The organism is Nocardioides sp. zg-DK7169, from assembly GCF_013155365.1.
Classification (GTDB): domain Bacteria; phylum Actinomycetota; class Actinomycetes; order Propionibacteriales; family Nocardioidaceae; genus Nocardioides.
The window spans coordinates 131,090-150,225 of sequence record NZ_JABJRA010000002.1; the positions used below are offsets into that span (position 1 = coordinate 131,090).

Here is a 19,136-nt window from a genome sequence, read left to right on the forward strand (position 1 = left end):
CCAATGGCCCGTTTGTCCATAACCCCATCCGGGGTTGCAGGAAACCTGTGAGGGCGGGAGGACTGGGCCGGTCTGCCGTGTCGCGTGGGGCGGGACGGGCCGGTGGGGCCGGGTCGGGTCAGGCCGTGGCGCGGTCCGCGGTGCGCCGGATGGCGTCGGCGAGGGTCCGGTGCAGCTGGTGCGGCATGTCGTGGCCCATGCCGTCGATGAGCAGCAGCTCGGCGCCCGGGATCGCGGCGGCGGTGGCCCGCCCGCCGGAGACGTGGACCATCTTGTCCGCGAGGCCGTGGATCACCGTTGTCGGGACACGCAGGCCTCGCAGCCGGGATCCGCGGTTGGGCTGGGTGAGGACCGCGAGCATCTGGCGCAGCACGCCGGCGGGGTTCAGGCCGCGGTCCCAGGTCTCCTCCGCGCGGGCGCGCAGCGCCTCCTCGGACTCGGGGTACGCCGGGGAGCCGATCAGTCGCGCCATCCGCGCGCTGATCGCGACGTACTGGGCCTTGGTGGTGCCGCGCTTGGCGATCAGGCGGGGCAGTAGGCTGGGGTGCTGCCAGCCGACCGTCCGCTTGCCGGTCGTCGACATGATGCTGGTCATCGAGGCGACCCGCTCGGGTGCCTCCAGGGCGAGCGTCTGCACGATCATCCCGCCCATCGACACCCCGACCACGTGGGCACGCTCGATCCCGAGGTGCTCCAGCAATCCGGCGGCGTCGGCCGCGAGGTCGGACATCGAGTACGGCGCCCGCACCGGCGCGCCGCCGAAGGCGCGCACGATGGCGGCGCGCCCGACCTTGCCCGGCACGCGCGTCGAGCGGCCGGTGTCGCGGTTGTCGTAGCGCACGACGTAGAACCCGCGCTCGGCGAGCATCCGGCACAGCGGGGCCGGCCACCACCCCATCGGTCCGCCGAGGCCCATCACCAGCAGGAGCGGGTCCCCGTCGGGGTCGCCGAAGGTCTGGTAGCACAGCTCGATGCCGCGCCCGACGGGCGCGAAGAGCTCCTCGGACTCCGGGACGGGACGTTCGGTCGGCGTGGCGCTGCTCATGGTCGGTAGTCTCGCGCACCACTGGTGGGGCTGGTCCACACCTCCTGGCCGGACCGCCGGTGCGCCGGGACGCGGCGGGGTACCTTCCGCGTGTGACGACGACCACACTCGGCGCGTTCCTGCTGCCGGAGGGCTTTGCCCGCCTCGCCCCGCACGCGGTGCTGCGCGAGGGGAGCCTGCTGCTCGAGGCCACCCGCTACGCCCACAGCCGGGCAGGGGAGCGGCGCGCCCGCCGCGCCACGCCGTACGTCTCCCGGGTGGTGCCGCGCGACGCCGACCCGGTGGTCCTGGTGCCGGGCTTCCTCTGCGGCGACCTCTCGCTGCGTCCGCTGGGACGGGTGCTGCGCGAGCAGGGGCTGCGGACCTACCGCTCCCAGATCCGCGCCAACGTCGGCTGCACCCTCGACGCGGCGGCCGAGCTCGAGACGCGCCTGGAGTCGATCGCGCTGCGCCGCGGCAGCCGGGTGCAGCTCGTGGGCCACAGTCTCGGCGGCATGCTGGCGCGCGGGATCGCCGTACGCCGCCCGGACCTGGTGTCCAACATCGTCACGATGGGCAGCCCGATGCTCGCGCCGGCCGCCCACCACCCGTCGCTGACCGCGGCGGCCGAGGCCCTGGTGCGGCTCAGCCGGGCCGGGCTGGGCGGGGTGATGGCCGAGGAGTGCCTGGCGGGGGCGTGCGCGCGGCGCAGCTTCGAGGAGAGCCGGGAGCCGGTCCCCGCCGGGACCGGCTTCACCGCGATCTACAGCCGGCGCGACGGCGTCGTGGACTGGCGCGCCTGCGTGGACCCGCTGGCCCAGGCCGTCGAGGTGAGCGCGTCCCACCTGGGGATGGTGCTCGACCCGCGGGTCATCGCGCACGTCGTGGCGGCGGTCCGCCCGCGGGCCGTGCCCGCGGGACGGATCCCCGCCGACGTCTCAGTGCTCGAAGTCGATCGCGGAGAAAGCGCGTAGCTTCTCCAGGCGGTGCTCGGAGGTGATGGTGCGGATCGTGCCGCTGCGCGAGCGCATCACCAGCGACTGGGTGGTCGCCCCGCCGGCGCGGTAGCGCACGCCGCGCAGCAGCTCGCCGTCGGTGATGCCGGTGGCCACGAAGAAGCAGTCGTCGCCGGTCACCAGGTCGTCGGTGCCGAGCACGAAGTCGGGGTCCAGGTTGTGCCCGGCGTCGAGGGCGCGCTGGCGCTCCGCGTCGTCCTGGGGCCACAGGCGGGCCTGGATGACGCCGCCCATGCTCTTCATCGCGCAGGCGGCGATGATGCCCTCGGGGGTGCCGCCGATGCCGAGCAGCAGGTCGATGCCGGTCTCGGGGCGCGCGGCCATGATCGCGCCGGCGACGTCGCCGTCGGAGATGAACTTGATGCGGGCGCCGGCCTGGCGGATCTCCTCGGCCAGCTGGGCGTGGCGGGGGCGGTCGAGCAGGACGACGGTGATGTCCTCGGGCTGCGAGCCCTTCGCCTTGGCGACCCGGCGGATGTTCTCGGCCGCGGGCAGGCGGATGTCGACGACGTCGGCGGCCTCGGGGCCGGCGACGAGCTTCTCCATGTAGAAGACCGCCGAGGGGTCGTACATCGTGCCGCGCGGGGCCACGGCGAGCACGGCGACCGCGTTGCTCATGCCCTTCGCGGTCAGGGTGGTGCCGTCGATCGGGTCGACCGCGACGTCGCACTCGGGGCCGGTGCCGTCGCCGACGACCTCGCCGTTGTAGAGCATCGGGGCGTTGTCCTTCTCGCCCTCGCCGATCACCACGGTGCCGTTCATGCCGATCGTGGAGATCATCACGCGCATCGCGTTGACGGCCACTCCGTCGGCGCCGTTCTTGTCACCCCTTCCGACCCACCGGCCTGCGGCCATCGCGGCCGCCTCGGTGACGCGTACCAGCTCCAGGGCGAGGTTGCGGTCAGGGGACTGGGGGTCGACGCTCAGGCTGTCCGGCTCCGTCATGCCCGAACCCTATCGGTTAGGTCGGGTTCGCCGACGCGAGGTAGACCGACACCTCCGTCGCCTTCACCGTGAAGGTCGCGCGCGAGCCCGGGACCAGGTCGAGATCGGGCACCGCCCGGGTGGTCACGTCGGCAGCGAGCGCCCCGGCGCGCACGCGTACGACGCCGCCCGCGGGCTCCAGCTCGGTGATCGTCACCTCGAACACGTTGCGCGGGCTGCCGCCGGGGGCGTGGTCGAAGACCGAGACGGCCTCGGGGCGGAACACCGCGACCATCTCCTGGCCCGGCTCGGGCTGCGGGCCGACGACGCTGCCGTGGACGAGGCGGCCCTCGGGGGTGCGTACGCCGTCCTCCCAGCGCCCGGCGAGCAGGTTGAGGCCCGCGACCCGAGCCGCGAAGGCGCTGCGCGGGCGGGTGAGGACGTCGCCGGTGGGGCCGTCCTCGACCACCCGCCCCGCCTCGAGCACGACCACCCGGTCGGCGAGCAGCAGCGCGTCGAGGACGTCGTGGGTGACCAGCACGGTGCTGCGCCCGGCGAGCACGCGGCGCAGCACCTGGCGCAGCGCCGGTGCCACTGACACGTCGAGGGCGGCCATCGGCTCGTCGAGCAGCAGCAGGTCGGGGTCGGCGGCGAGCGCGCGCGCCACCGCCACCCGCTGGGCCTGCCCTCCGGACAGCGAGCCCGGCCGCCGGCCGGCCAGGTCCTCGACGCCGACCTCGGTGAGCCAGCGGCGTGCGGTCTCGCGGGCCTCGCGGCGACCGGCGCCCGCGCTGCGCGGGCCGAAGGCGACGTTGTCGAGGACATCGAGGTGGGGGAAGAGCAGCGGCTCCTGCGACAGCAGCGCGACCCGGCGCCGGTGCGGTGCCAGCCAGGCGTGCGGCCCGGAGACCTCGCGCCCGCCGAGGGTGACGGTGCCCCGGTCGGGTCGCAGCAGCCCGGCGATCGTGGCGAGCAGCGTCGACTTGCCGGCGCCGTTGGGCCCGAGCACGGCCAGGGTCTCGCCGGGGGCGAGGCGCAGGGCGAGCTCGACGTCGCGGTCCTCGAGGCGGACGTCGACCTCCAGCCCGTGGCGCGGGACCGGGGCGGGGGAGGTGCTCATCGCGGCGCCCGTCCCTGTCGCGTGGCGCCGATGACGACGACGGCCACCACGACCAGCAGCAGCGACAGCGCCACCGCGCCGTCCGGGTCGCTCTCGCGCAGCAGGTAGACCTCGAGCGGCAGGGTGCGGGTGACGCCCTCAAGGCTGCCGGCGAAGGTGATCGTCGCGCCGAACTCCCCGAGGGCGCGGGCGAACGCGAGTACCGCGCCGGAGACCAGGCCGGGCAGGGTCAGCGGGATCGTGACCCGGCGGAAGACCGTCGAGGGGGACGCGCCCAGCGAGGCGGCCACCACGTCGTACCGCTCACCGGCGGTGCGCAGCGAGCCCTCGAGGCTGAGCACCAGGAACGGCAGGGCCACGAAGGTCTGGGCCAGGACGACGGCGGCGGTGGAGAAGGCGACCCGGATGCCGAGCAGCTCCAGGCTCTCGCCGAGCAGGCCCTGGCGGCCGAAGGTGTAGAGCAGTGCGATGCCGCCGACGACGGGCGGCAGGACCAGAGGCACCAGCACCAGGGAGCGCAGCACCGACTGCCCGCGGAACGAGGTGCGGGCCAGGACCATCGCCATCGGTACGCCGAGCAGCACGCACAGCACGGTGCTGAGCGCGGACGTGCGCAGGCTGAGCCACAGCGCCTCCTGCGCCGACTCGCCGCTCACGAGCGCGGGGAAGTCGGTCCACGGCACCCGCAGCACCATCGCGACCAGCGGCAGCAGCACCAGGGTGACGCCCAGGGCGGCGGGGACGAGGAGCCAGCGGGGGAGGCCGACGGCGCGGACGCGGGTCAACGCCGGGCCTCAGCGCGGCGGGCCGAAGCCGGCCCGCTCCAGGATCCGTCGGCCGGTGTCGCCGAGCAGCAGGGCGACGAAGTCGGCGGCGAGCCGGTCCTGCGGGGCGTCCGCGACGACGGCGACCGGGTAGTCGTTGACGACCCGGTCGGCCTCGGGGACCTCGACCCCCTCGACCCGGTCGCCCGCCGCGAGGACGTCGGTGCGGTAGACCAACCCCGCGTCGGCCTCGCCCGAGGTGACCTTGCCCAGGACGTCGGTGACCGACTGCTCCTCGCTGTCCGGCGCGAGCCGGACGCCCGCGAGGTCGGCGAGCCGCTGGGCGGCCGCCCCGCAGGGCACCTGCGGCGCGCAGACCACGACCGTGAGGTCGTCGCGGGCGAGGTCGGCGAGCCCGGTGACGCCGGCGGGGTTGCCCGGCGGGACGGCGAGGCTCAGTGTGTTGGTCGCGAGGACGGCCGGTACGCCGTCGGTGAGGTCCTCGGCCACCAGTCGGTCCATCGTGACGGTGTCGGCGGTGGCGAGGACGTCGGCGCGTGCCCCCTGGGAGATCTGGGCCACGAGGTCGGAGGACCCGGCGTAGCTCACGGTGACGTGGACGTCGTCGTGGCCGGCCTCGAAGTCGCGGACGAGCTCGTCGAGGGGCGCCTGGAGCGACGCCGCGGCGTACACCGTGAGGGTGCGGGAGTCGTCCGCGCCGCACCCGGGGACGCCGGCGAGGAGCGCGAGGGCGGCGACCAGGCCTGCGATGCGGCGGGCGCGGGCGGGCATCACGGGCGTTCCACGACGACGTTGGTGGACTTCACCGACGCGATCGCGCGGGCGCCGGGGACCAGGCCCAGCTCCTCGGCGGCCTCGGTGCTCATCAGCGACACCAGCCGGTAGCGCCCGCAGATCATCTCCACCTGGGCCATCACGGTGTCCTTGACGACCCGGGTGACGATGCCGTCGAGCCGGTTGCGGGCGCTCACCGAGGAGGCCCGGGTGCGGTCGCGGTCGGGGTGGTCGGCCAGCGACTCGGCGAGGGCGGCGAGGTCGGGGCCGGCGACCACCGTGCGTCCCGACACCACGCTGGTGGGGACGCGGCCGGCCTCCGCCCAGCGGCGCATGGTGTCGTCGCTCACGCCCAGGAGGTCGGCGGCCTCCGCGATCCGGTAGCTGGTCACCGCGCCATGATGCCGCAGGTGCGGCGGTTTGTCGCTCGTTTATGCCGCAGATGCGGAAATGGGCGGTGGTGTCGGCGCTGGGGTGGCGCCGGAGCGCGTCCGGGCACCTGTGAGGATGGGCCCCGTGAGCGAGCAGGGCGGAACAGGGCAGGGCGGGACCGGGCGGGCCGGAGGCACCCGGCGCTACCAGACATCGATGGCCGGCATGGTCGGCGCGATGCTGGTGCTGCTGGTCGCGATCGGCGGCTTCATGCTGCTGCGCGGCGTCACCAGCGACGCCCCCGAGGTCGAGGTCGAGGCGGTCGACTACCTCGGTGCGGTCCGCGACCAGCAGCGCATCGACCGCCGGGTGGTCTACCCCCGGACCCTGCCGGACGGCTGGAAGGCCACCTCCATCGACTACGTGCCGGGTCGACGCCCCGCCTGGGGCATCGGCATGCTCACCGACGAGGGGACCTTCGCCGGCGTGCGCCAGCAGGACGAGGCCGTCGACGTGCTGCTCGACCAGTTCGTCGACGAGGAGACCACCACCCGCGAGTCGCTGACCGCGCCCGGCGCGATCGCCCGCGAGTGGGAGGGGTACGCCGACGAGGGCGGCGACACCGCGTTCGCCGCGGAGGTCGGCGGCGAGACCGTCCTGGTGTTCGGCTCCGCCGACGCGGAGGACCTGGCGACCCTGGTGGACCTGCTCACCTTCGCGCCCGTGGACGTCACCGACCCCGGCGCCGCGACCTGGAGCCCCGACGCGCCAAGCCCCTCGCCGCGCTGAGATCGACCTCGCACTGAGCCCCGCCGCCCGTCCGGGTGTGCGGGGCTCAGGCGTCCTCGGAGGCGAGGGCGGCGTCGAGGCGCTCGCGGGCGCCGTCGAGCCACTCCTGGCACCAGCGGGCCAGCTGCTCGCCGCGCTCCCACAGCGCCAGCGACTCCTCCAGCGTCGAGCCGCCCTGCTCGAGGCGGCGGACCACGTCGATCAGCTCCTCGCGGGCCTGCTCGTAGGAGGGGCGCTGCTCCGCGGCCCCGGTCTTGTCAGTCGTCGCGGCCATCGGGGTCCTCCGGGAGGTCGTCGGGGCGGGTGTCGGTGGTGGTGACGTGGATGCGGCCGTCGGCGACCCGCACGCTGAGGGCGTCGCCGGCGGAGACGCCGGCGACCGAGGTGACGACGTGGCCGTCGGCGTCCTGCAGGACGGCGTAGCCGCGGCGCAGGGTCTCCAGCGGGGACAGGGCCCGGGCCCGGGCCCGCTGGTGGCCGATGTCGTCGCTGGCCCGGTCGAGCAGGTGGGACAGGGTGCGGCGGGCGCGCTCGCGCAGCGCGACCACCTCGTCGCGGCGGGCGTCGAGGAGCGAGCGCGGGTCGGCCAGCGCCGGGCGCGAGCGCAGGGCGTCGAGGCCGGCCTGCTCGCGGGCGACCAGCGCCTGGACGCCGGCCCGCAGTCGGTCGCGGGCCCGCTCGATCGAGCGCAGCTCCTCCACGACGTCGGGGACCACCATCTTGGCCGCGTCGGTGGGGGTGGAGGCGCGGACGTCGGCGACGAGGTCGAGCAGCGGGGTGTCCGGCTCGTGGCCGATCGCGGACACCACCGGGGTGCGGACCTTGGCGACCGCGCGGATCAGCCCTTCGTCGGAGAACGGCAGCAGGTCCTCCACGGAGCCGCCGCCGCGGGCGATCACGATGACGTCGACGGCCGCGTCGCGGTCGAGGCGCTCGAGACCCTCGATCACCTCGGTGGTCGCGCGGGGGCCCTGCATCGCGGCGTACGCGACCTCGAAGCGGACCGCGGGCCAGCGGCGCCGGGCGTTCTCGAGCACGTCGCGCTCGGCGGCGCTGTTGGGCGCGGTCACGAGACCGACGCACCCGGGGAGGAACGGCAGGGGGCGCTTGAGCTCGGCGGCGAAGAGACCCTCGGCGGCCAGCAGCTGGCGGCGCCGCTCGAGGCGGGCCAGCAGCTCGCCGAGCCCGACCATCCGGATCTTGCGCGCCTGCAGCGACAGCGTGCCGCGGTTGGCGTAGTACGACGGCTTGGCGTGGATGACCACGCTGGCGCCCTCGACGAGCGGTGGGTTGAGGCCGTCGACGTAGGTGCGGGAGGCGGTCACGGTGATCGAGATGTCGGCGACCGTGTCGCGCAGGGTGAGGAAGACCGTGGCCATCCCGGGGCGCCGGTTGAGCTGGGCGACCTGGCCCTCGACCCAGACCGCACCGAGCCGGTCGACCCAGCCGGCGATCGCGTTGGCGATCTGCCGCACGGGCGCCGGGGACTCCAGCGAGGTTTCCAGGGCCATGGGCGCGAGATTAGGGGATGGCACCGACGTCCCTAGACTGACCTCATGACTACCCACGTGGGCATGCCGCCGGTCCTGAGCGCCGAGGAGGCCGACAAGGCCGTTCTCCTGGCGGCGCCGCGGGGCTACTGCGCCGGTGTGGACCGCGCGGTGGTCACCGTCGAGGAGGCCCTGGGGCTGTACGGCGCGCCGGTGTACGTGCGCAAGCAGATCGTCCACAACAAGCACGTCGTGTCCGACCTGGAGTCGCGCGGCGCGATCTTCGTGGAGGAGCTCGACGAGGTGCCGGCCGGCGCCACCGTGGTGTTCTCCGCCCACGGCGTCTCGCCGGCGGTGCACGCCCAGGCCTCGGAGCGCGGGCTCAAGACCATCGACGCGACCTGCCCGCTGGTGACGAAGGTCCACCACGAGGCCAAGCGGTTCGCCGCCGACGACTACGACATCCTGCTGATCGGCCACGCCGGTCACGAGGAGGTCGAGGGCACCGCCGGTGAGGCGCCCGAGCACATCCAGCTGGTCGAGGGCCCGCAGGACGTCGCAGGGATCACCGTGCGCGACCCGAAGCGGGTGGCGTGGCTGTCGCAGACGACGCTCTCGGTCGACGAGACCCTCGAGACCGTGGCCGCGATCCGCGAGCGCTTCCCCGACCTGCTCGACCCGCCCAGCGACGACATCTGCTACGCCACCCAGAACCGCCAGCTGGCGGTGAAGGAGATCGCGCCGCAGTCGGACCTGCTGATCGTGGTCGGCTCCGGCAACTCCTCCAACTCGGTGCGCCTGGTCGAGGTCGCCCTCGAGGCGGGTGCGCGGGCGTCGTACCGCGTGGACGACGCCTCGGAGATCGATGAGGCATGGCTCGAGGGCGTGCGCTCGGTCAGCGTGACCAGCGGCGCGAGCGTCCCCGAGGAGCTCGTGCAGGGCGTGCTGTCGTTCCTCGCCGAGCGCGGCTACCCCGAGGCGCGTGCGGTGCACAGCGCGGAGGAGTCGCTGATCTTCTCGCTCCCCAAGGAGCTGCGCCGCGACCTCAAGGCCGCCGCAGCAGCGAAGGGCTGATCCCTCGATGGCGCGCTACGTCGACCTGCACCCGGACAACCCGCAGAGCCGGCTGATCACCAAGATCGCCGACGCGATGCGCGACGACGACGCGCTGGTGGCCTACCCGACCGACTCCGGCTACGCGCTGGGCTGCCGGGTCGGCAACCGCGAGGGTCGTGACCGGATCCTGCGCATCCGCGGGCTCGACGAGCGCCACCACTTCACGCTCATGTGCAGCGACTTCTCCCAGCTCGGTCAGCTGGTGAAGATCGACAACTCGGCGTTCCGGGCGATCCGCGCGGCCACGCCGGGGCCCTACACGTTCATCCTGCCGGGCATGCCCGAGGTGCCGCGGCGCCTGCTGCACCCGAAGAAGAAGACCGTGGGCGTGCGGATCCCCGACCACGTGGTCGTGCAGGCGCTGCTGGCGGAGCTCGGCGAGCCGATCCTGTCCAGCACGCTGATCCTGCCCGGCGAGACCGAGCCGCGCACGATGGGCTGGGAGGTCAAGGAGGACCTCGACCACGACGTCGACATCGTCATCGAGGCGGGGGAGACCCCGGCTGAGCCGACGACCGTCGTGGACTTCTCCGACGGCCCGCCCGAGGTCATCCGCCGTGGGGCGGGCGACCCGTCGCGCTTCGAGGGCTGATCAGCGGCTTGCCCTGCACCTGGACCCGGTGCCGGATCGCGAGTACGCCGAGGGCGAGCGCGTAGCCCACGACCAGGGCGATGCTGTGCCCGGAGAGCCCGGCGACGACCGCCTGCACGAACCCGTCCTCGGGGTGCGCGATGGTCTCGCGGGTGGTGGTCGCCAGCATCGCGAAGACGCCGACCAGCAGCAGCGGCGGCAGCACGCCGACGGTGAAGAAGTCGCTCATCCGCACCAGCAGGGCGGCTGCGATGCAGGCGGAGATGAACACGACGTCGGTGAACCAGGCGATGCTCCCGCCGATGCGCAGGTCGAGGACGACGGCGCTGAGGGTGATCGCGACGGCGAGGGCGGCGACCTGCAGCCCGGGGTCGTTGCCCTGCTCCCACAGGGTTCGGGGTCGGCTCATGCGCACCTCCTCGATGCTGGCCTCGCGGCTACAGCGCCACCGTAGGGTCCTCGGCGTCGGAGTCGCCCGCGGCGCGCCGGGGGACGGCGCGCAGCTCCACGGTGCGCGGGCCCGGCAGCTCGTCGTCGGTGACCGAGAGGTCGGAGAAGCGCCGGGCCGCGACCAGCACCCGTGACTCCATCGAGGCGACGGTGGAGTTGTAGTGCCCGACCGCGGCGTTGAGCGAGCGCCCGACCGCGTCGAGGTGGCCGCTCATGGTGCCGAGGCGGGCGTGCAGCTCGCGGCCGAGCTGGTGGATCTCGCGGGCCTGCTCGGCGATCGCCTCGTGGGTCCAGCCCTGCGCGACCGTGCGCAGCAGCGCGATCAGCGTGGTCGGTGTCGCCAGCACGATCTGGCGGGCCGCGGCGTGCTCGAGCAGGGAGTTGTCGGTCTCGAGCGCGGCGGCGAGGAAGGACTCCGCCGGCACGAACAGCACCACGAACTCCGGGGTCTGGGGCAGCGAGCGCCAGTAGGCCTTGGCCGAGAGCGCGTCGACGTGGGTGCGCAGCTGGCGGGCGTGGCGCTGCAGGTGGGCCGTGCGCTCGTCGTCGTCACTGGCGCCGGTGGCGTCGAGGTAGGCGTCGAGGGGGACCTTGGCGTCGACCACGACTTGGCGCCCGCCGACGAGCTGGACGACGAGGTCGGGGCGCAGCGCGCCGTCCTCGAGGCGCACCTGCTCGGAGAAGTCGCACCGGTCGACCAGGCCGGCCAGCTCGACGGCGCGACGCAGGTGCATCTCGCCCCAGCGGCCCCGGACCTGGGGCTTGCGCAGCGCCGTGGACAGCGAGCGGGTCTCCTGGCGCAGGGTGTCGGTGGTGTGGCGCATGTCGTCGACCTGCTGGGCGAACTGCCCCTGCCACACCGCCCGGGCGTGCTCGAGGGCCTGCATCTGGTCGCTCAGCCGGTCCAGGCCCTGCATCACCTCGGCCTGGTCGACCATGCCCTGGCCCAGCGCCTCCATGTGGGCCGGGCGCGAGCGCGCCCACAGCACCCCGAGGAGCACGCCGAGACCCAGCCCGAGGACCAGCGCCACGGCCAGGGCGAGGGTGAACGTCAGCGTCTGCATGGCCCCAGCATGTCCGCCACCACCGACAATCCCGCGAGTCGGGGCCAATGGTCGCGCGAGTCGGCCCCAATGGTGCGCCGAGTCGGCGCCAATGGCGGCGTACGGCGGGCTCAGACGAGGTCGACGACGACCGGGGCGTGGTCGGAGGCGCCGGTCCCGGCCCGCTCCTCGCGGTCGATGAAGGCGTGGGTCACCCGCTTCGCCAGCGAGGGGGAGCCGAGCACGAAGTCGATGCGCAGGCCGCGGTTGCGCTCGAAGCGCTGGCGGAAGTAGTCCCAGTAGGTGTAGACCTCCGGGCCGGGCGTGTGCGGTCGTACGACGTCGACGTAGCCGTCGTCGATGAAGCGCTGGAACGCCGCGCGCTCGGGCGGGGTGACGTGCGTCGACCGCGCGAACTGCTTGATGTCGAAGACGTCCTCGTCCAGCGGGGCGATGTTCCAGTCGCCGACCAGCGCGGTGTCACCGTCGCGCCACTCCAGGGCCGCCTCGCGCAGCCGCGCCAGCCAGTCCAGCTTGTAGACGTAGTGCGGGTCGTCGGGCTTGCGGCCGTTGGGGACGTACAGGCTCCACACGCGTACGCCGCCGCACGTCGCGCCGATCGCGCGCGCCTCGGGCGCCACCGGGTCGCCGTACCCGGGCATCCCCTCGAAGCCGACCTGGACGTCCTCGAGCCCGACCCGGCTGATGATCGCCACGCCGTTCCACTGGCTGGTGCCGGCGGCGGCGACCTCGTAGCCGCGTGCCTGCAGGCCCATCAGGGGCAGCTGGTCGACCTTGGCCTTGGTCTCCTGCAGCGCCAGGACGTCGACGTCGTGGCGCTCGAGGAAGGCCTCGACGCGGTCGATGCGGGAGCGGAGGGAGTTGACGTTCCAGGTCGCGAGGCGCACTCGAGAAGCCTAAGCCGCTAGCCTTACGCCCCTGTCCTCGGACCACACGCACCACGACTCCAGGAGGTCCCGGGAATGGACGCACCGCTCAACGGCCAGGTCGCCGTCGTCACCGGCGGGAGCCGTGGGCTCGGCCGCGCCATCGCCCAGATGCTCGGGGAGGCCGGGGCGAGTATCGTCGTCGGGGCGCTCCCCGGCGACGGGGTCGAGCAGGCCGTCGCCGAGCTGCGCGCGCTCGGGATCCGGGCGGAGGGCCGCGACACCGACGTCGCCGACCTCGCCCAGGTCGAGGCGCTGCGCGACGCGGCGATCATGCTCGGCGGGCTGGACATCTGGGTCAACAACGCCGGCACCGGCAGCCCCTACGGTCCCACCCACCTCCTGGACCCCACCGACTTCGAGCGCGTCCTCGACGCCAACGTGCGCGGCGTCTTCCACGGCACCCGCACCGCGGTGCGCACGATGCTCGCGCAGGGCAGCGGCCAGGTCGTCAACGTGTGGGGCAAGGGTGCGACCAAGCCGGTGCCGCTGCAGAACGCGTACGCCGCGTCGAAGGCGTGGAACCGGATGTTCACCCGCGCCGTGCGCCAGGAGGTGGCCGGCACCGGCGTGCAGGTGCACGGCTTCGACCCCGGCCTGGTCCGCACCGAGATGCTGGGCCACGTGAGCGTCATGCCGGGCATGGAGAAGCGGGTGCGGGCGCTGCCGGTGGTCGTCGGCCTGTGGGGCCAGTCCCCGGAGGTGGCCGCCCGGCCGGTGCTGGAGCTGGTGACGGGGGAGCGGCGCGGCGACTACGCCGACCTCACCCCCCGCCGCGTCGTCGGGCGCGGAGTGCGCTCGCTGCTGCGCGGCGACGTACGCCGCAGCCGTCGGATGCCGTTGAACATCACCGTGCGTGGGGACTGAGTCACCGTGAACACACTTGCCGCCTGGGCGGTCCACGCCTACACCGCCACCGGGGTCGTCCTGGCCCTGCTGATGGTGCACCTGTCCTACGAGGGCGAGGTCACCGCGGTCCTGTGGCTCTTCCTCGTCGCGATGGTCATCGACGGCACCGACGGTTTCCTGGCCCGCCGCTTCCGGGTCAAGGAGGTGGTGCCCCAGCTCGACGGGGCGCTGCTGGACAACATCGTCGACTACCTCACCTACGCCTTCGCGCCGATGGCGCTGCTGTGGTCGACCGGCCGGCTCCCCGACGGGGTGGGCGGCGCCGTGGTGGCGGTCATCCCGCTCGTGGCGGCGAGCTATCAGTTCTGCCGCAGCGACGCCAAGACCGACGACCACTTCTTCCTCGGCTTCCCGTCGTACTGGAACATCGTGGCCTTCTACGTGCTGGTGCTCGACCTCGACGTCGCCACGACCTCCCTGCTCCTGATGGTGCTGGCGGTCCTGAGCTTCGTGCCGGTGAAGTACGTCTACCCCTCGCGCACCGCGACGCTGTGGGGGCTGAACATGACGCTGGCGACCGCGTGGCTCGTTGTGTTCGCACTGATCACCTGGCAGATGCCCGACCCGCCGGTCTCGCTGGTGCTGGTGTCGCTCATCTACCCGGCGGTCTACCTCGCGGAGAGCCTGTGGCTGACCGCGCGCCACGCCCGAGGCAGTGGCGGCGACGACGTGGCGGGTCTCGAGGACCTGCACGATTCGGACGGGGTCGGCGCACGCCCGTAGACTCGCGGCCCGTGGCTCTCACCATCGGAATCGTCGGTCTCCCCAACGCGGGCAAGTCCACCCTCTTCAACGCGCTCACCAAGAACGACGTCCTCGCGGCGAACTACCCGTTCGCGACGATCGAGCCCAACGTCGGCGTGGTGGGGGTGCCCGACGCGCGGCTGGCCAAGCTCGCCGAGATCTTCGGCTCCGAGAAGATCCTCCCGGCGACGGTGGAGTTCGTCGACATCGCCGGCATCGTGCGCGGCGCCTCGCAGGGCGAGGGCCTGGGCAACAAGTTCCTGGCCCACATCCGCGAGTCCTCGGCGATCTGCCAGGTCACCCGCGTCTTCCGCGACGACGACGTCACCCACGTCGACGGCGAGGTCAACCCGGGCAACGACATCTCCACGATCCAGACCGAGCTGATCCTGGCCGACCTGGAGACGGTCGAGAAGTCGATCACCCGCCTGGAGAAGGAGTCGCGCAAGGTCAAGGACCTGGTCGCGAACCTCGAGGCCGCCAAGGAGGCCAAGGAGGCGCTCGAGGCCGGTACGCCGATCATCGCCACCTCGATCGACCGCGAGCTGCTGCGCGAGCTGTCCCTGCTCACCGCCAAGCCCTTCATCTACGTCTTCAACTGCGACGCCGACGAGCTCGCTGATGAGGACCTCAAGGCGAAGATGCGCGAGCTCGTCGCGCCCGCCGAGGCGATCTTCCTGGACGCGAAGTTCGAGTCCGAGCTGATCGAGCTCGACGACGAGGAGGCCACCGAGTTCCTCGCCGAGGCCGGCGTCACCGAGCCCGGCCTGGAGGTGCTGGCCCGCGTCGGCTTCGACACCCTCGGCCTGCAGACCTACCTGACCGCCGGGCCCAAGGAGACGCGCGCCTGGACGATCAAGAAGGGCGCCACCGCGCCCGAGGCGGCGGGTGTCATCCACACCGACTTCCAGAAGGGCTTCATCAAGGCCGAGATCGTCTCCTTCGACGACCTCATCGCCGCGGGCACCATGGCCAAGGCCAAGGAGGCCGGCAAGGTCCGCATGGAGGGCAAGGACTACGTCATGGCCGACGGCGACGTGGTGGAGTTCCGCTTCAACGTCTAAGACCCAGGGCGGAGGCCTTCATGGCCGTACCCGCCGGAGGCGTAGACGTGCCGCAGGTGGTGCAGGCGGACCCTCGCGCGCCCGGGCCCGTGCAGGGTGCTGCGCCACCGGTGACCCGACAGCGATCGTGGAACCTGCTGGTGCAGGAGAAGGTGCCCGAGGAGATGCTGTCGCGGATCATGGCGATCGGCGGGTTCTTCTCCTTCGCGGCCACGCCCATCGGCCAGGTCGCCGTCGGCCCGCTCGCGGTCGCCTTCGGCGCCGGGAGCGTCCAGTGGGGGCGGTCCCGCGCCGCCGAGCTTGAGGCCGATCCGTCGATCGGTCTGACCTGGGGCCAGCTCAAGGCGCGGTTCGCCGTACGCCGGGCCTGACCCGACGCCCTGTCGTCCTCCACCCTGCGGTGGAGGATGAGGTCGCTTCGGACGCCCAGCGGTCGAGCCCCGCTCGTACGGCGTCGGGCGGGTGCGCCGTCGGCAGCGACCCTGCCGGAGCCGCCGCGGCGCGCCGTCGATACGCTCGCACAATGGTGCGTCGGCGCAGACTCGCAGACGTCAGACGGTTCATCGCGGCGGCGGAGGCAGCCTCGCCGGTCGAGGCTGTGGACCAGGTGGCGCGCGAGCTCGGCCTCGCGTTCGACGCTGCCGCGGTGTCGTTCCTCATCGCCGACCTGTCGGGGCGGGCGCTGGTGCGCCTGGCGCACGTGCCGCTCGCGCCGGGTCAGGGGGCCGGGCACGATCCCGCGCTGCTGCGCGAGCGCCGCGACGACGAGGAGTCCGCGACGGTGCTCCCGTTCGACGGGGGACCCGGGGAGCAGGCGGTGCGCACCCAGACGGTCCAGGTGCTCGAGCCCGGTGATGCGGGGGCAGACGGCGAGCTGGCGCACCTGTGGCGCGTGCTGGCCCCGGTGACCGAGCGCGGCGAGGCGATCGGGCTGCTCGAGATGCTCTTGCCGGATGAGCCGGATCGCGAGGTCGTCGCCGAGCTCGCCGAGCTGGCGCACCTCCTGGCGTTCGTGGTGATCGCCAACCGCCGGCACACGGACCTGTTCGACTGGGCGGAGCGCAGCCAGCAGTTCAGCCTCTCCGCAGAGATCCAGCAGCGGCTGCTTCCGGAGGCTCGCACGTGCGAGGCCGCCGCGTTCACCCTCGCCGGCTGGCTGGAGCCGGCCGCCGACATCGGGGGAGACACCTTCGACTACAGCCTGGCGCGGGACTGGCTGCACCTGTCGTTGACCGATGCCATGGGCCACGGCGTCGACGCTGCGCTGACGGCCAGCATGTGCCTCGGTGGACTGCGGGGTGCGCGCCGCCGGGGCATGTCGCTGATCGAGCAGGTGACGCTCACCAACAGCGCCTTGGCCGACCACGCCGCCAGTCGCGCCGGCGAGGACTTCGTCACCGGCCTGATCGGGCGCGTCGAGCTGCAGACCGGCCGCCTCGACCTCGTCAACGCTGGCCACGTGCCGCCGTACCTCCTGCGCGCGGGGGAGCTGACCCTGCTGGACTGCGACACCGACCTCCCGCTCGGGATGTTCGCGGAGAGCGGCTACGCCAGCACGCGGGTGAGCCTGGAGCCCGGGGACCGGATCGTCTTCGTGACCGACGGGATGCTCGAGCGCAACGCCGCAGACGTCGACCTCCCCGGCGCGATCCTGGGGACCGAGGACCTGCACCCGCGCGAGGTCGTCCGGGCGCTGGCCGACACCGCCCTCGCGGCCGCCGGGCACGCCCTGCAGGACGACGCCACCGTGCTCGTCCTGGACTGGCACGGCAGGCACGAGGGATCCAGGACGGCCGCCTCGGGCGCGGACCCGTCCCAGGCGAGCGACCCGCTTCCGTAGCCCAGCCCGGCGATTGAGGTGCTCCTCGCCGACCGGACCCCCGACCGGACCATTGCACCGTCAGGACCTTGCGCACCGCGGCGATGACCCGGCGTCTGGGACCGGGGCACGCGTGTGGTGTCGAGCCTCATCCGTTCTGGCAGGGTCTCGCGTGGGCCCCCGCCCGTCGCCCAGTGCGTGATGGAATCCCCGTGTGGGTGCTTGGGGGCCGGCCATCTTCTCTGACGACACGGCGTGCGACATCAGGTCCGACTACCGCGAGCTGCTCGAGGACGGTGTGGATGACGCCGAGGCCACACGGCGGGTCATCGCCGAGTACGAGTACCTGGACGTGGACCAGGCGCACGTCCTCTGGCTCGCTCTCGCTGCCGCGCAGTCGGCGCTCGGTCGTCTTGACGACGCGGTGAAGGCCCAGGCCCTCCGGGTCATTGACGACAACGTCGGGCTGGAGCTCTGGGCCGAGGTCGGGGAGCTGGCGGGCAGGAAGGCCGCTCTGGGCAAGCTCCGAGCGACCCTCACCGGCCCGCAGAAGCCTCCGACGAGGGTTCGTCGACCCTGGTCACACGTGACCGACCTCAGCCCGGGCGACGTCCTCGCCTACACCTTGCCGGACGGCAAACGCGCTCTCTTCCGGGTCGCCAGGCTCGACGCCCAACGCATCGGCACCGCGCCGATCCTGCGGCGACTGGACTGGCACAAGACGTCCCTGCCCGGCGGCCGGAAGCTGGCCCGGCTGAAGCCGCTCCCCGATGCGCGAGTGCTGGAAGGAAAGACTCGGACCTCCTTCCGGGTGGCCCGGCACCGCAAGAAGGACGAGGACTGGCCGGACGTGGGGTTCACGCTGGTCGGCCGGGTGGCGTCGCCACCCGAGGATGCGCGGTTCGAGACGCGCACGCACACGACCTGACGGGCGCTGCGGACCAGGCTGGACGGCGGCGCACGAGCGTGACGGGCCGCCGCGCGTGGTGCGCTGGCCACGCCCCGGGAAGTCGATGAGCTCCCTCTACCATCGGCGCATGCCGAGCGACCCCGTCCTGCCCGCTGCCGGGCAGCAGCTGCTGCCCCTGCTGAGCGGCGAGCCCGAGCCGGCGGAGGGTACTTCCTCCTCCTGCTGCGCCCCCACAGGGCGCGGGGGCGCAGCAGGAGGAGGGGCGGCGCACGAGCACCCCGAGGGCAGGCACCCGGCCGACGCGGTGCCGCTCGGCCCGCGCAGCGCACGGGGGCAGGTCCGCGTCCCCGCGGGCACCTTCGCGATGGGCGACGCGCACGGCGACGGCTACCCGGCCGACGGGGAGACGCCGGTGCACCGGGTCGAGCTCTCGGCGTACCTCATCGACGCCAAGGCGGTCACCAACGCGCAGTACGCCGCGTTCGTGAAGGCGACCGGCTACGTCACCGACGCCGAGCGTGACGGGGTGTCGGCGGTCTTCCACCTCGCGGTCGAGGCGGCGCGGGGCGACGTCCTCGGCCCCGCGGCCGGCACGCCGTGGTGGCTGGCGGTCCGCGGCGCCGACTGGCGCCACCCGGGCGGGCCGCGGTCGAGCGCCGCCGACCTGCCGAACCACCCGGTCGTGCACGTGAGCTGGCGCGACGCCCAGGCGTACTGCCGCTGGGCGGGCAAGCGGTTGCCCACCGAGGCGGAGTGGGAGCGCGCCGCCCGCGGCGGGCTCGACGGGGCACGCTACCCGTGGGGCGACGAGCTGCGGCCCAAGGGCCGGTGGCGCTGCAACATCTGGCAGGGCCGCTTCCCCGAGGTCAACACCCTCGAGGACGGCCACCTCACGACCGCGCCGGTCACGGCGTACCTCCCCAACGGCCTCGGCCTGCACAACACCGTCGGCAACGTGTGGGAGTGGTGCCAGGACGTCTTCCGCCCCACCGAGTACGCCGATCGCGTCGCCGCCGGCGGGCCGGTGCGCGACCCGCTGGCCGCCGAGGCGGTCGTCGATCCCGGCCAGGAGGGCGGCGTGCCGCGGGTGATGCGGGGCGGCTCCTACCTGTGCCACGACAGCTACTGCAACCGCTACCGGGTCGCCGCGCGCTCCGCCAACACCGCGGAGTCCTCGTCGGGCAACATCGGGTTCCGCTGCGCCAACGACATCGCCTGACGGGGTGGGTCCGCAGCCCCGGCGGCGTC

The 19,136-nt window shown here is 73.4% G+C and carries 22 protein-coding genes; 11 read left to right on the forward strand and 11 right to left on the reverse strand.

Annotated features, from left to right (window positions below; all coding sequences use genetic code 11):
• Positions 1-118: 118 nt before the first annotated feature.
• The gene (locus HOQ23_RS03260; RefSeq protein WP_172211823.1) at positions 119-1,045 is read right to left on the reverse strand and encodes an alpha/beta fold hydrolase; all 927 of its coding nucleotides are present in this window, start codon (positions 1,043-1,045) and stop codon (positions 119-121) included.
• Between the two features lie 92 nt (positions 1,046-1,137).
• Between HOQ23_RS03260 and HOQ23_RS21435 the strand changes: the two genes are divergently transcribed.
• Positions 1,138-1,998 carry an alpha/beta fold hydrolase gene (locus HOQ23_RS21435; protein WP_172211825.1) on the forward strand — a complete coding sequence of 287 codons (861 nt, stop codon included), beginning with the start codon at positions 1,138-1,140 and terminating at the stop codon, positions 1,996-1,998.
• Here the strand turns inward: HOQ23_RS21435 and glpX are convergent.
• From glpX to HOQ23_RS03290, 5 genes are read right to left on the reverse strand one after another with little or no spacing between them, the layout of a single operon-like run.
• Positions 1,963-2,985 carry a class II fructose-bisphosphatase gene (gene glpX, locus HOQ23_RS03270; RefSeq protein WP_172211827.1) on the reverse strand — a complete coding sequence of 341 codons (1,023 nt, stop codon included), beginning with the start codon at positions 2,983-2,985 and terminating at the stop codon, positions 1,963-1,965. The genes HOQ23_RS21435 and glpX overlap by 36 nt on opposite strands.
• Positions 2,986-3,001: 16 nt before the next feature.
• The gene (locus HOQ23_RS03275) at positions 3,002-4,084 is read right to left on the reverse strand and encodes a sulfate/molybdate ABC transporter ATP-binding protein (RefSeq protein WP_172211829.1); all 1,083 of its coding nucleotides are present in this window, start codon (positions 4,082-4,084) and stop codon (positions 3,002-3,004) included.
• Positions 4,081-4,869, reverse strand: coding sequence for an ABC transporter permease (locus tag HOQ23_RS03280; protein ID WP_253945131.1), 789 nt, complete (start codon positions 4,867-4,869; stop codon positions 4,081-4,083). Before HOQ23_RS03280 ends, HOQ23_RS03275 begins: the two co-directional genes overlap by 4 nt.
• A 9-nt stretch (positions 4,870-4,878) precedes the next feature.
• Entirely contained in the window at positions 4,879-5,640 is a 762-nt protein-coding gene (gene modA / locus HOQ23_RS03285) for a molybdate ABC transporter substrate-binding protein (protein WP_172211831.1), read from the reverse strand.
• The gene (locus HOQ23_RS03290; protein WP_172211833.1) at positions 5,640-6,035 is read right to left on the reverse strand and encodes a TOBE domain-containing protein; all 396 of its coding nucleotides are present in this window, start codon (positions 6,033-6,035) and stop codon (positions 5,640-5,642) included. The genes modA and HOQ23_RS03290 overlap by 1 nt, the downstream gene beginning before the upstream one ends.
• A 124-nt stretch (positions 6,036-6,159) precedes the next feature.
• On the opposite strand from HOQ23_RS03290, the gene HOQ23_RS03295 reads away from it, so the two are divergent.
• On the forward strand, positions 6,160-6,804 hold the full coding sequence (locus tag HOQ23_RS03295) for a DUF4245 domain-containing protein (protein ID WP_172211835.1): 645 nt from the start codon (positions 6,160-6,162) through the stop codon (positions 6,802-6,804).
• Positions 6,805-6,850: 46 nt separating this feature from the next.
• On the opposite strand, the gene HOQ23_RS03300 is transcribed toward HOQ23_RS03295, so the two are convergent.
• Positions 6,851-7,078, reverse strand: a complete 228-nt coding sequence (locus HOQ23_RS03300; RefSeq protein ID WP_172211837.1) for an exodeoxyribonuclease VII small subunit — start codon at positions 7,076-7,078, stop codon at positions 6,851-6,853.
• The gene (xseA, locus tag HOQ23_RS03305; RefSeq protein ID WP_172211839.1) at positions 7,062-8,315 is read right to left on the reverse strand and encodes an exodeoxyribonuclease VII large subunit; all 1,254 of its coding nucleotides are present in this window, start codon (positions 8,313-8,315) and stop codon (positions 7,062-7,064) included. Before xseA ends, HOQ23_RS03300 begins: the two co-directional genes overlap by 17 nt.
• 45 nt (positions 8,316-8,360) lie before the next feature.
• On the opposite strand from xseA, the gene HOQ23_RS03310 reads away from it, so the two are divergent.
• Both HOQ23_RS03310 and HOQ23_RS03315 read left to right on the forward strand, forming a co-directional pair.
• Positions 8,361-9,368 carry a 4-hydroxy-3-methylbut-2-enyl diphosphate reductase gene (locus HOQ23_RS03310; RefSeq protein ID WP_172211841.1) on the forward strand — a complete coding sequence of 336 codons (1,008 nt, stop codon included), beginning with the start codon at positions 8,361-8,363 and terminating at the stop codon, positions 9,366-9,368.
• Between the two features lie 7 nt (positions 9,369-9,375).
• The gene (locus tag HOQ23_RS03315; protein WP_172211843.1) at positions 9,376-10,002 is read left to right on the forward strand and encodes an L-threonylcarbamoyladenylate synthase; all 627 of its coding nucleotides are present in this window, start codon (positions 9,376-9,378) and stop codon (positions 10,000-10,002) included.
• Here the strand turns inward: HOQ23_RS03315 and HOQ23_RS03320 are convergent.
• From HOQ23_RS03320 to HOQ23_RS03330, 3 genes are all read right to left on the reverse strand, one after another.
• Complete coding sequence (locus HOQ23_RS03320; RefSeq protein ID WP_216653567.1) at positions 9,959-10,411, reverse strand: DUF6542 domain-containing protein; 453 nt, start codon at positions 10,409-10,411, stop codon at positions 9,959-9,961. The genes HOQ23_RS03315 and HOQ23_RS03320 overlap by 44 nt on opposite strands.
• Before the next feature lie 28 nt (positions 10,412-10,439).
• On the reverse strand, positions 10,440-11,516 hold the full coding sequence (locus HOQ23_RS03325) for a DNA recombination protein RmuC (protein WP_172211845.1): 1,077 nt from the start codon (positions 11,514-11,516) through the stop codon (positions 10,440-10,442).
• 110 nt (positions 11,517-11,626) lie between these two features.
• Positions 11,627-12,403 carry an exodeoxyribonuclease III gene (locus HOQ23_RS03330; protein WP_172211847.1) on the reverse strand — a complete coding sequence of 259 codons (777 nt, stop codon included), beginning with the start codon at positions 12,401-12,403 and terminating at the stop codon, positions 11,627-11,629.
• A 75-nt stretch (positions 12,404-12,478) separates the two neighbouring features.
• Here HOQ23_RS03330 and HOQ23_RS03335 point away from each other — a divergent pair, with 75 nt between their 5' ends.
• The 7 genes from HOQ23_RS03335 to HOQ23_RS03365 all read left to right on the forward strand — a co-directional run bounded on the left by HOQ23_RS03335 (position 12,479) and on the right by HOQ23_RS03365 (position 19,107).
• A complete protein-coding gene (locus HOQ23_RS03335; protein ID WP_172211849.1) occupies positions 12,479-13,309 on the forward strand; it encodes an SDR family NAD(P)-dependent oxidoreductase in 831 nt (276 codons plus the stop codon).
• Positions 13,310-13,315: 6 nt separating this feature from the next.
• Positions 13,316-14,074 carry a phosphatidylcholine/phosphatidylserine synthase gene (locus tag HOQ23_RS03340; RefSeq protein WP_367650352.1) on the forward strand — a complete coding sequence of 253 codons (759 nt, stop codon included), beginning with the start codon at positions 13,316-13,318 and terminating at the stop codon, positions 14,072-14,074.
• Between the two features lie 11 nt (positions 14,075-14,085).
• Positions 14,086-15,159 carry a redox-regulated ATPase YchF gene (gene ychF, locus HOQ23_RS03345; RefSeq protein ID WP_172211851.1) on the forward strand — a complete coding sequence of 358 codons (1,074 nt, stop codon included), beginning with the start codon at positions 14,086-14,088 and terminating at the stop codon, positions 15,157-15,159.
• Positions 15,160-15,269: 110 nt separating this feature from the next.
• A complete protein-coding gene (locus HOQ23_RS03350) occupies positions 15,270-15,530 on the forward strand; it encodes a hypothetical protein (protein WP_172211853.1) in 261 nt (86 codons plus the stop codon).
• 236 nt (positions 15,531-15,766) lie between these two features.
• On the forward strand, positions 15,767-16,999 hold the full coding sequence (locus tag HOQ23_RS21135) for a PP2C family protein-serine/threonine phosphatase (protein WP_216653568.1): 1,233 nt from the start codon (positions 15,767-15,769) through the stop codon (positions 16,997-16,999).
• Positions 17,000-17,192: 193 nt separating this feature from the next.
• A complete protein-coding gene (locus tag HOQ23_RS03360; RefSeq protein WP_172211857.1) occupies positions 17,193-17,906 on the forward strand; it encodes a DUF4259 domain-containing protein in 714 nt (237 codons plus the stop codon).
• A gap of 109 nt (positions 17,907-18,015) precedes the next feature.
• Positions 18,016-19,107, forward strand: coding sequence for a formylglycine-generating enzyme family protein (locus HOQ23_RS03365; protein ID WP_172211859.1), 1,092 nt, complete (start codon positions 18,016-18,018; stop codon positions 19,105-19,107).
• The last annotated feature ends 29 nt before the right edge of the window (positions 19,108-19,136 follow it).

What these genes read in the sequence shown, in the direction of transcription:
- HOQ23_RS03310 (WP_172211841.1), top strand. Translation starts at nt 8,361, where the DNA reads ATGACTACCCACGTGGGCATGCCGCCGGTCCTGAGCGCCGAGGAGGCC.
- xseA (WP_172211839.1), bottom strand. Translation starts at nt 8,315, where the DNA reads ATGGCCCTGGAAACCTCGCTGGAGTCCCCGGCGCCCGTGCGGCAGATC.
- HOQ23_RS03325 (WP_172211845.1), bottom strand. Translation starts at nt 11,516, where the DNA reads ATGCAGACGCTGACGTTCACCCTCGCCCTGGCCGTGGCGCTGGTCCTC.
- HOQ23_RS03315 (WP_172211843.1), top strand. Translation starts at nt 9,376, where the DNA reads ATGGCGCGCTACGTCGACCTGCACCCGGACAACCCGCAGAGCCGGCTG.
- HOQ23_RS03260 (WP_172211823.1), bottom strand. Translation starts at nt 1,045, where the DNA reads ATGAGCAGCGCCACGCCGACCGAACGTCCCGTCCCGGAGTCCGAGGAG.
- HOQ23_RS03275 (WP_172211829.1), bottom strand. Translation starts at nt 4,084, where the DNA reads ATGAGCACCTCCCCCGCCCCGGTCCCGCGCCACGGGCTGGAGGTCGAC.
- HOQ23_RS03320 (WP_216653567.1), bottom strand. Translation starts at nt 10,411, where the DNA reads ATGAGCCGACCCCGAACCCTGTGGGAGCAGGGCAACGACCCCGGGCTG.
- HOQ23_RS03365 (WP_172211859.1), top strand. Translation starts at nt 18,016, where the DNA reads ATGCCGAGCGACCCCGTCCTGCCCGCTGCCGGGCAGCAGCTGCTGCCC.
- modA (WP_172211831.1), bottom strand. Translation starts at nt 5,640, where the DNA reads ATGCCCGCCCGCGCCCGCCGCATCGCAGGCCTGGTCGCCGCCCTCGCG.
- HOQ23_RS03300 (WP_172211837.1), bottom strand. Translation starts at nt 7,078, where the DNA reads ATGGCCGCGACGACTGACAAGACCGGGGCCGCGGAGCAGCGCCCCTCC.
- HOQ23_RS03335 (WP_172211849.1), top strand. Translation starts at nt 12,479, where the DNA reads ATGGACGCACCGCTCAACGGCCAGGTCGCCGTCGTCACCGGCGGGAGC.
- glpX (WP_172211827.1), bottom strand. Translation starts at nt 2,985, where the DNA reads ATGACGGAGCCGGACAGCCTGAGCGTCGACCCCCAGTCCCCTGACCGC.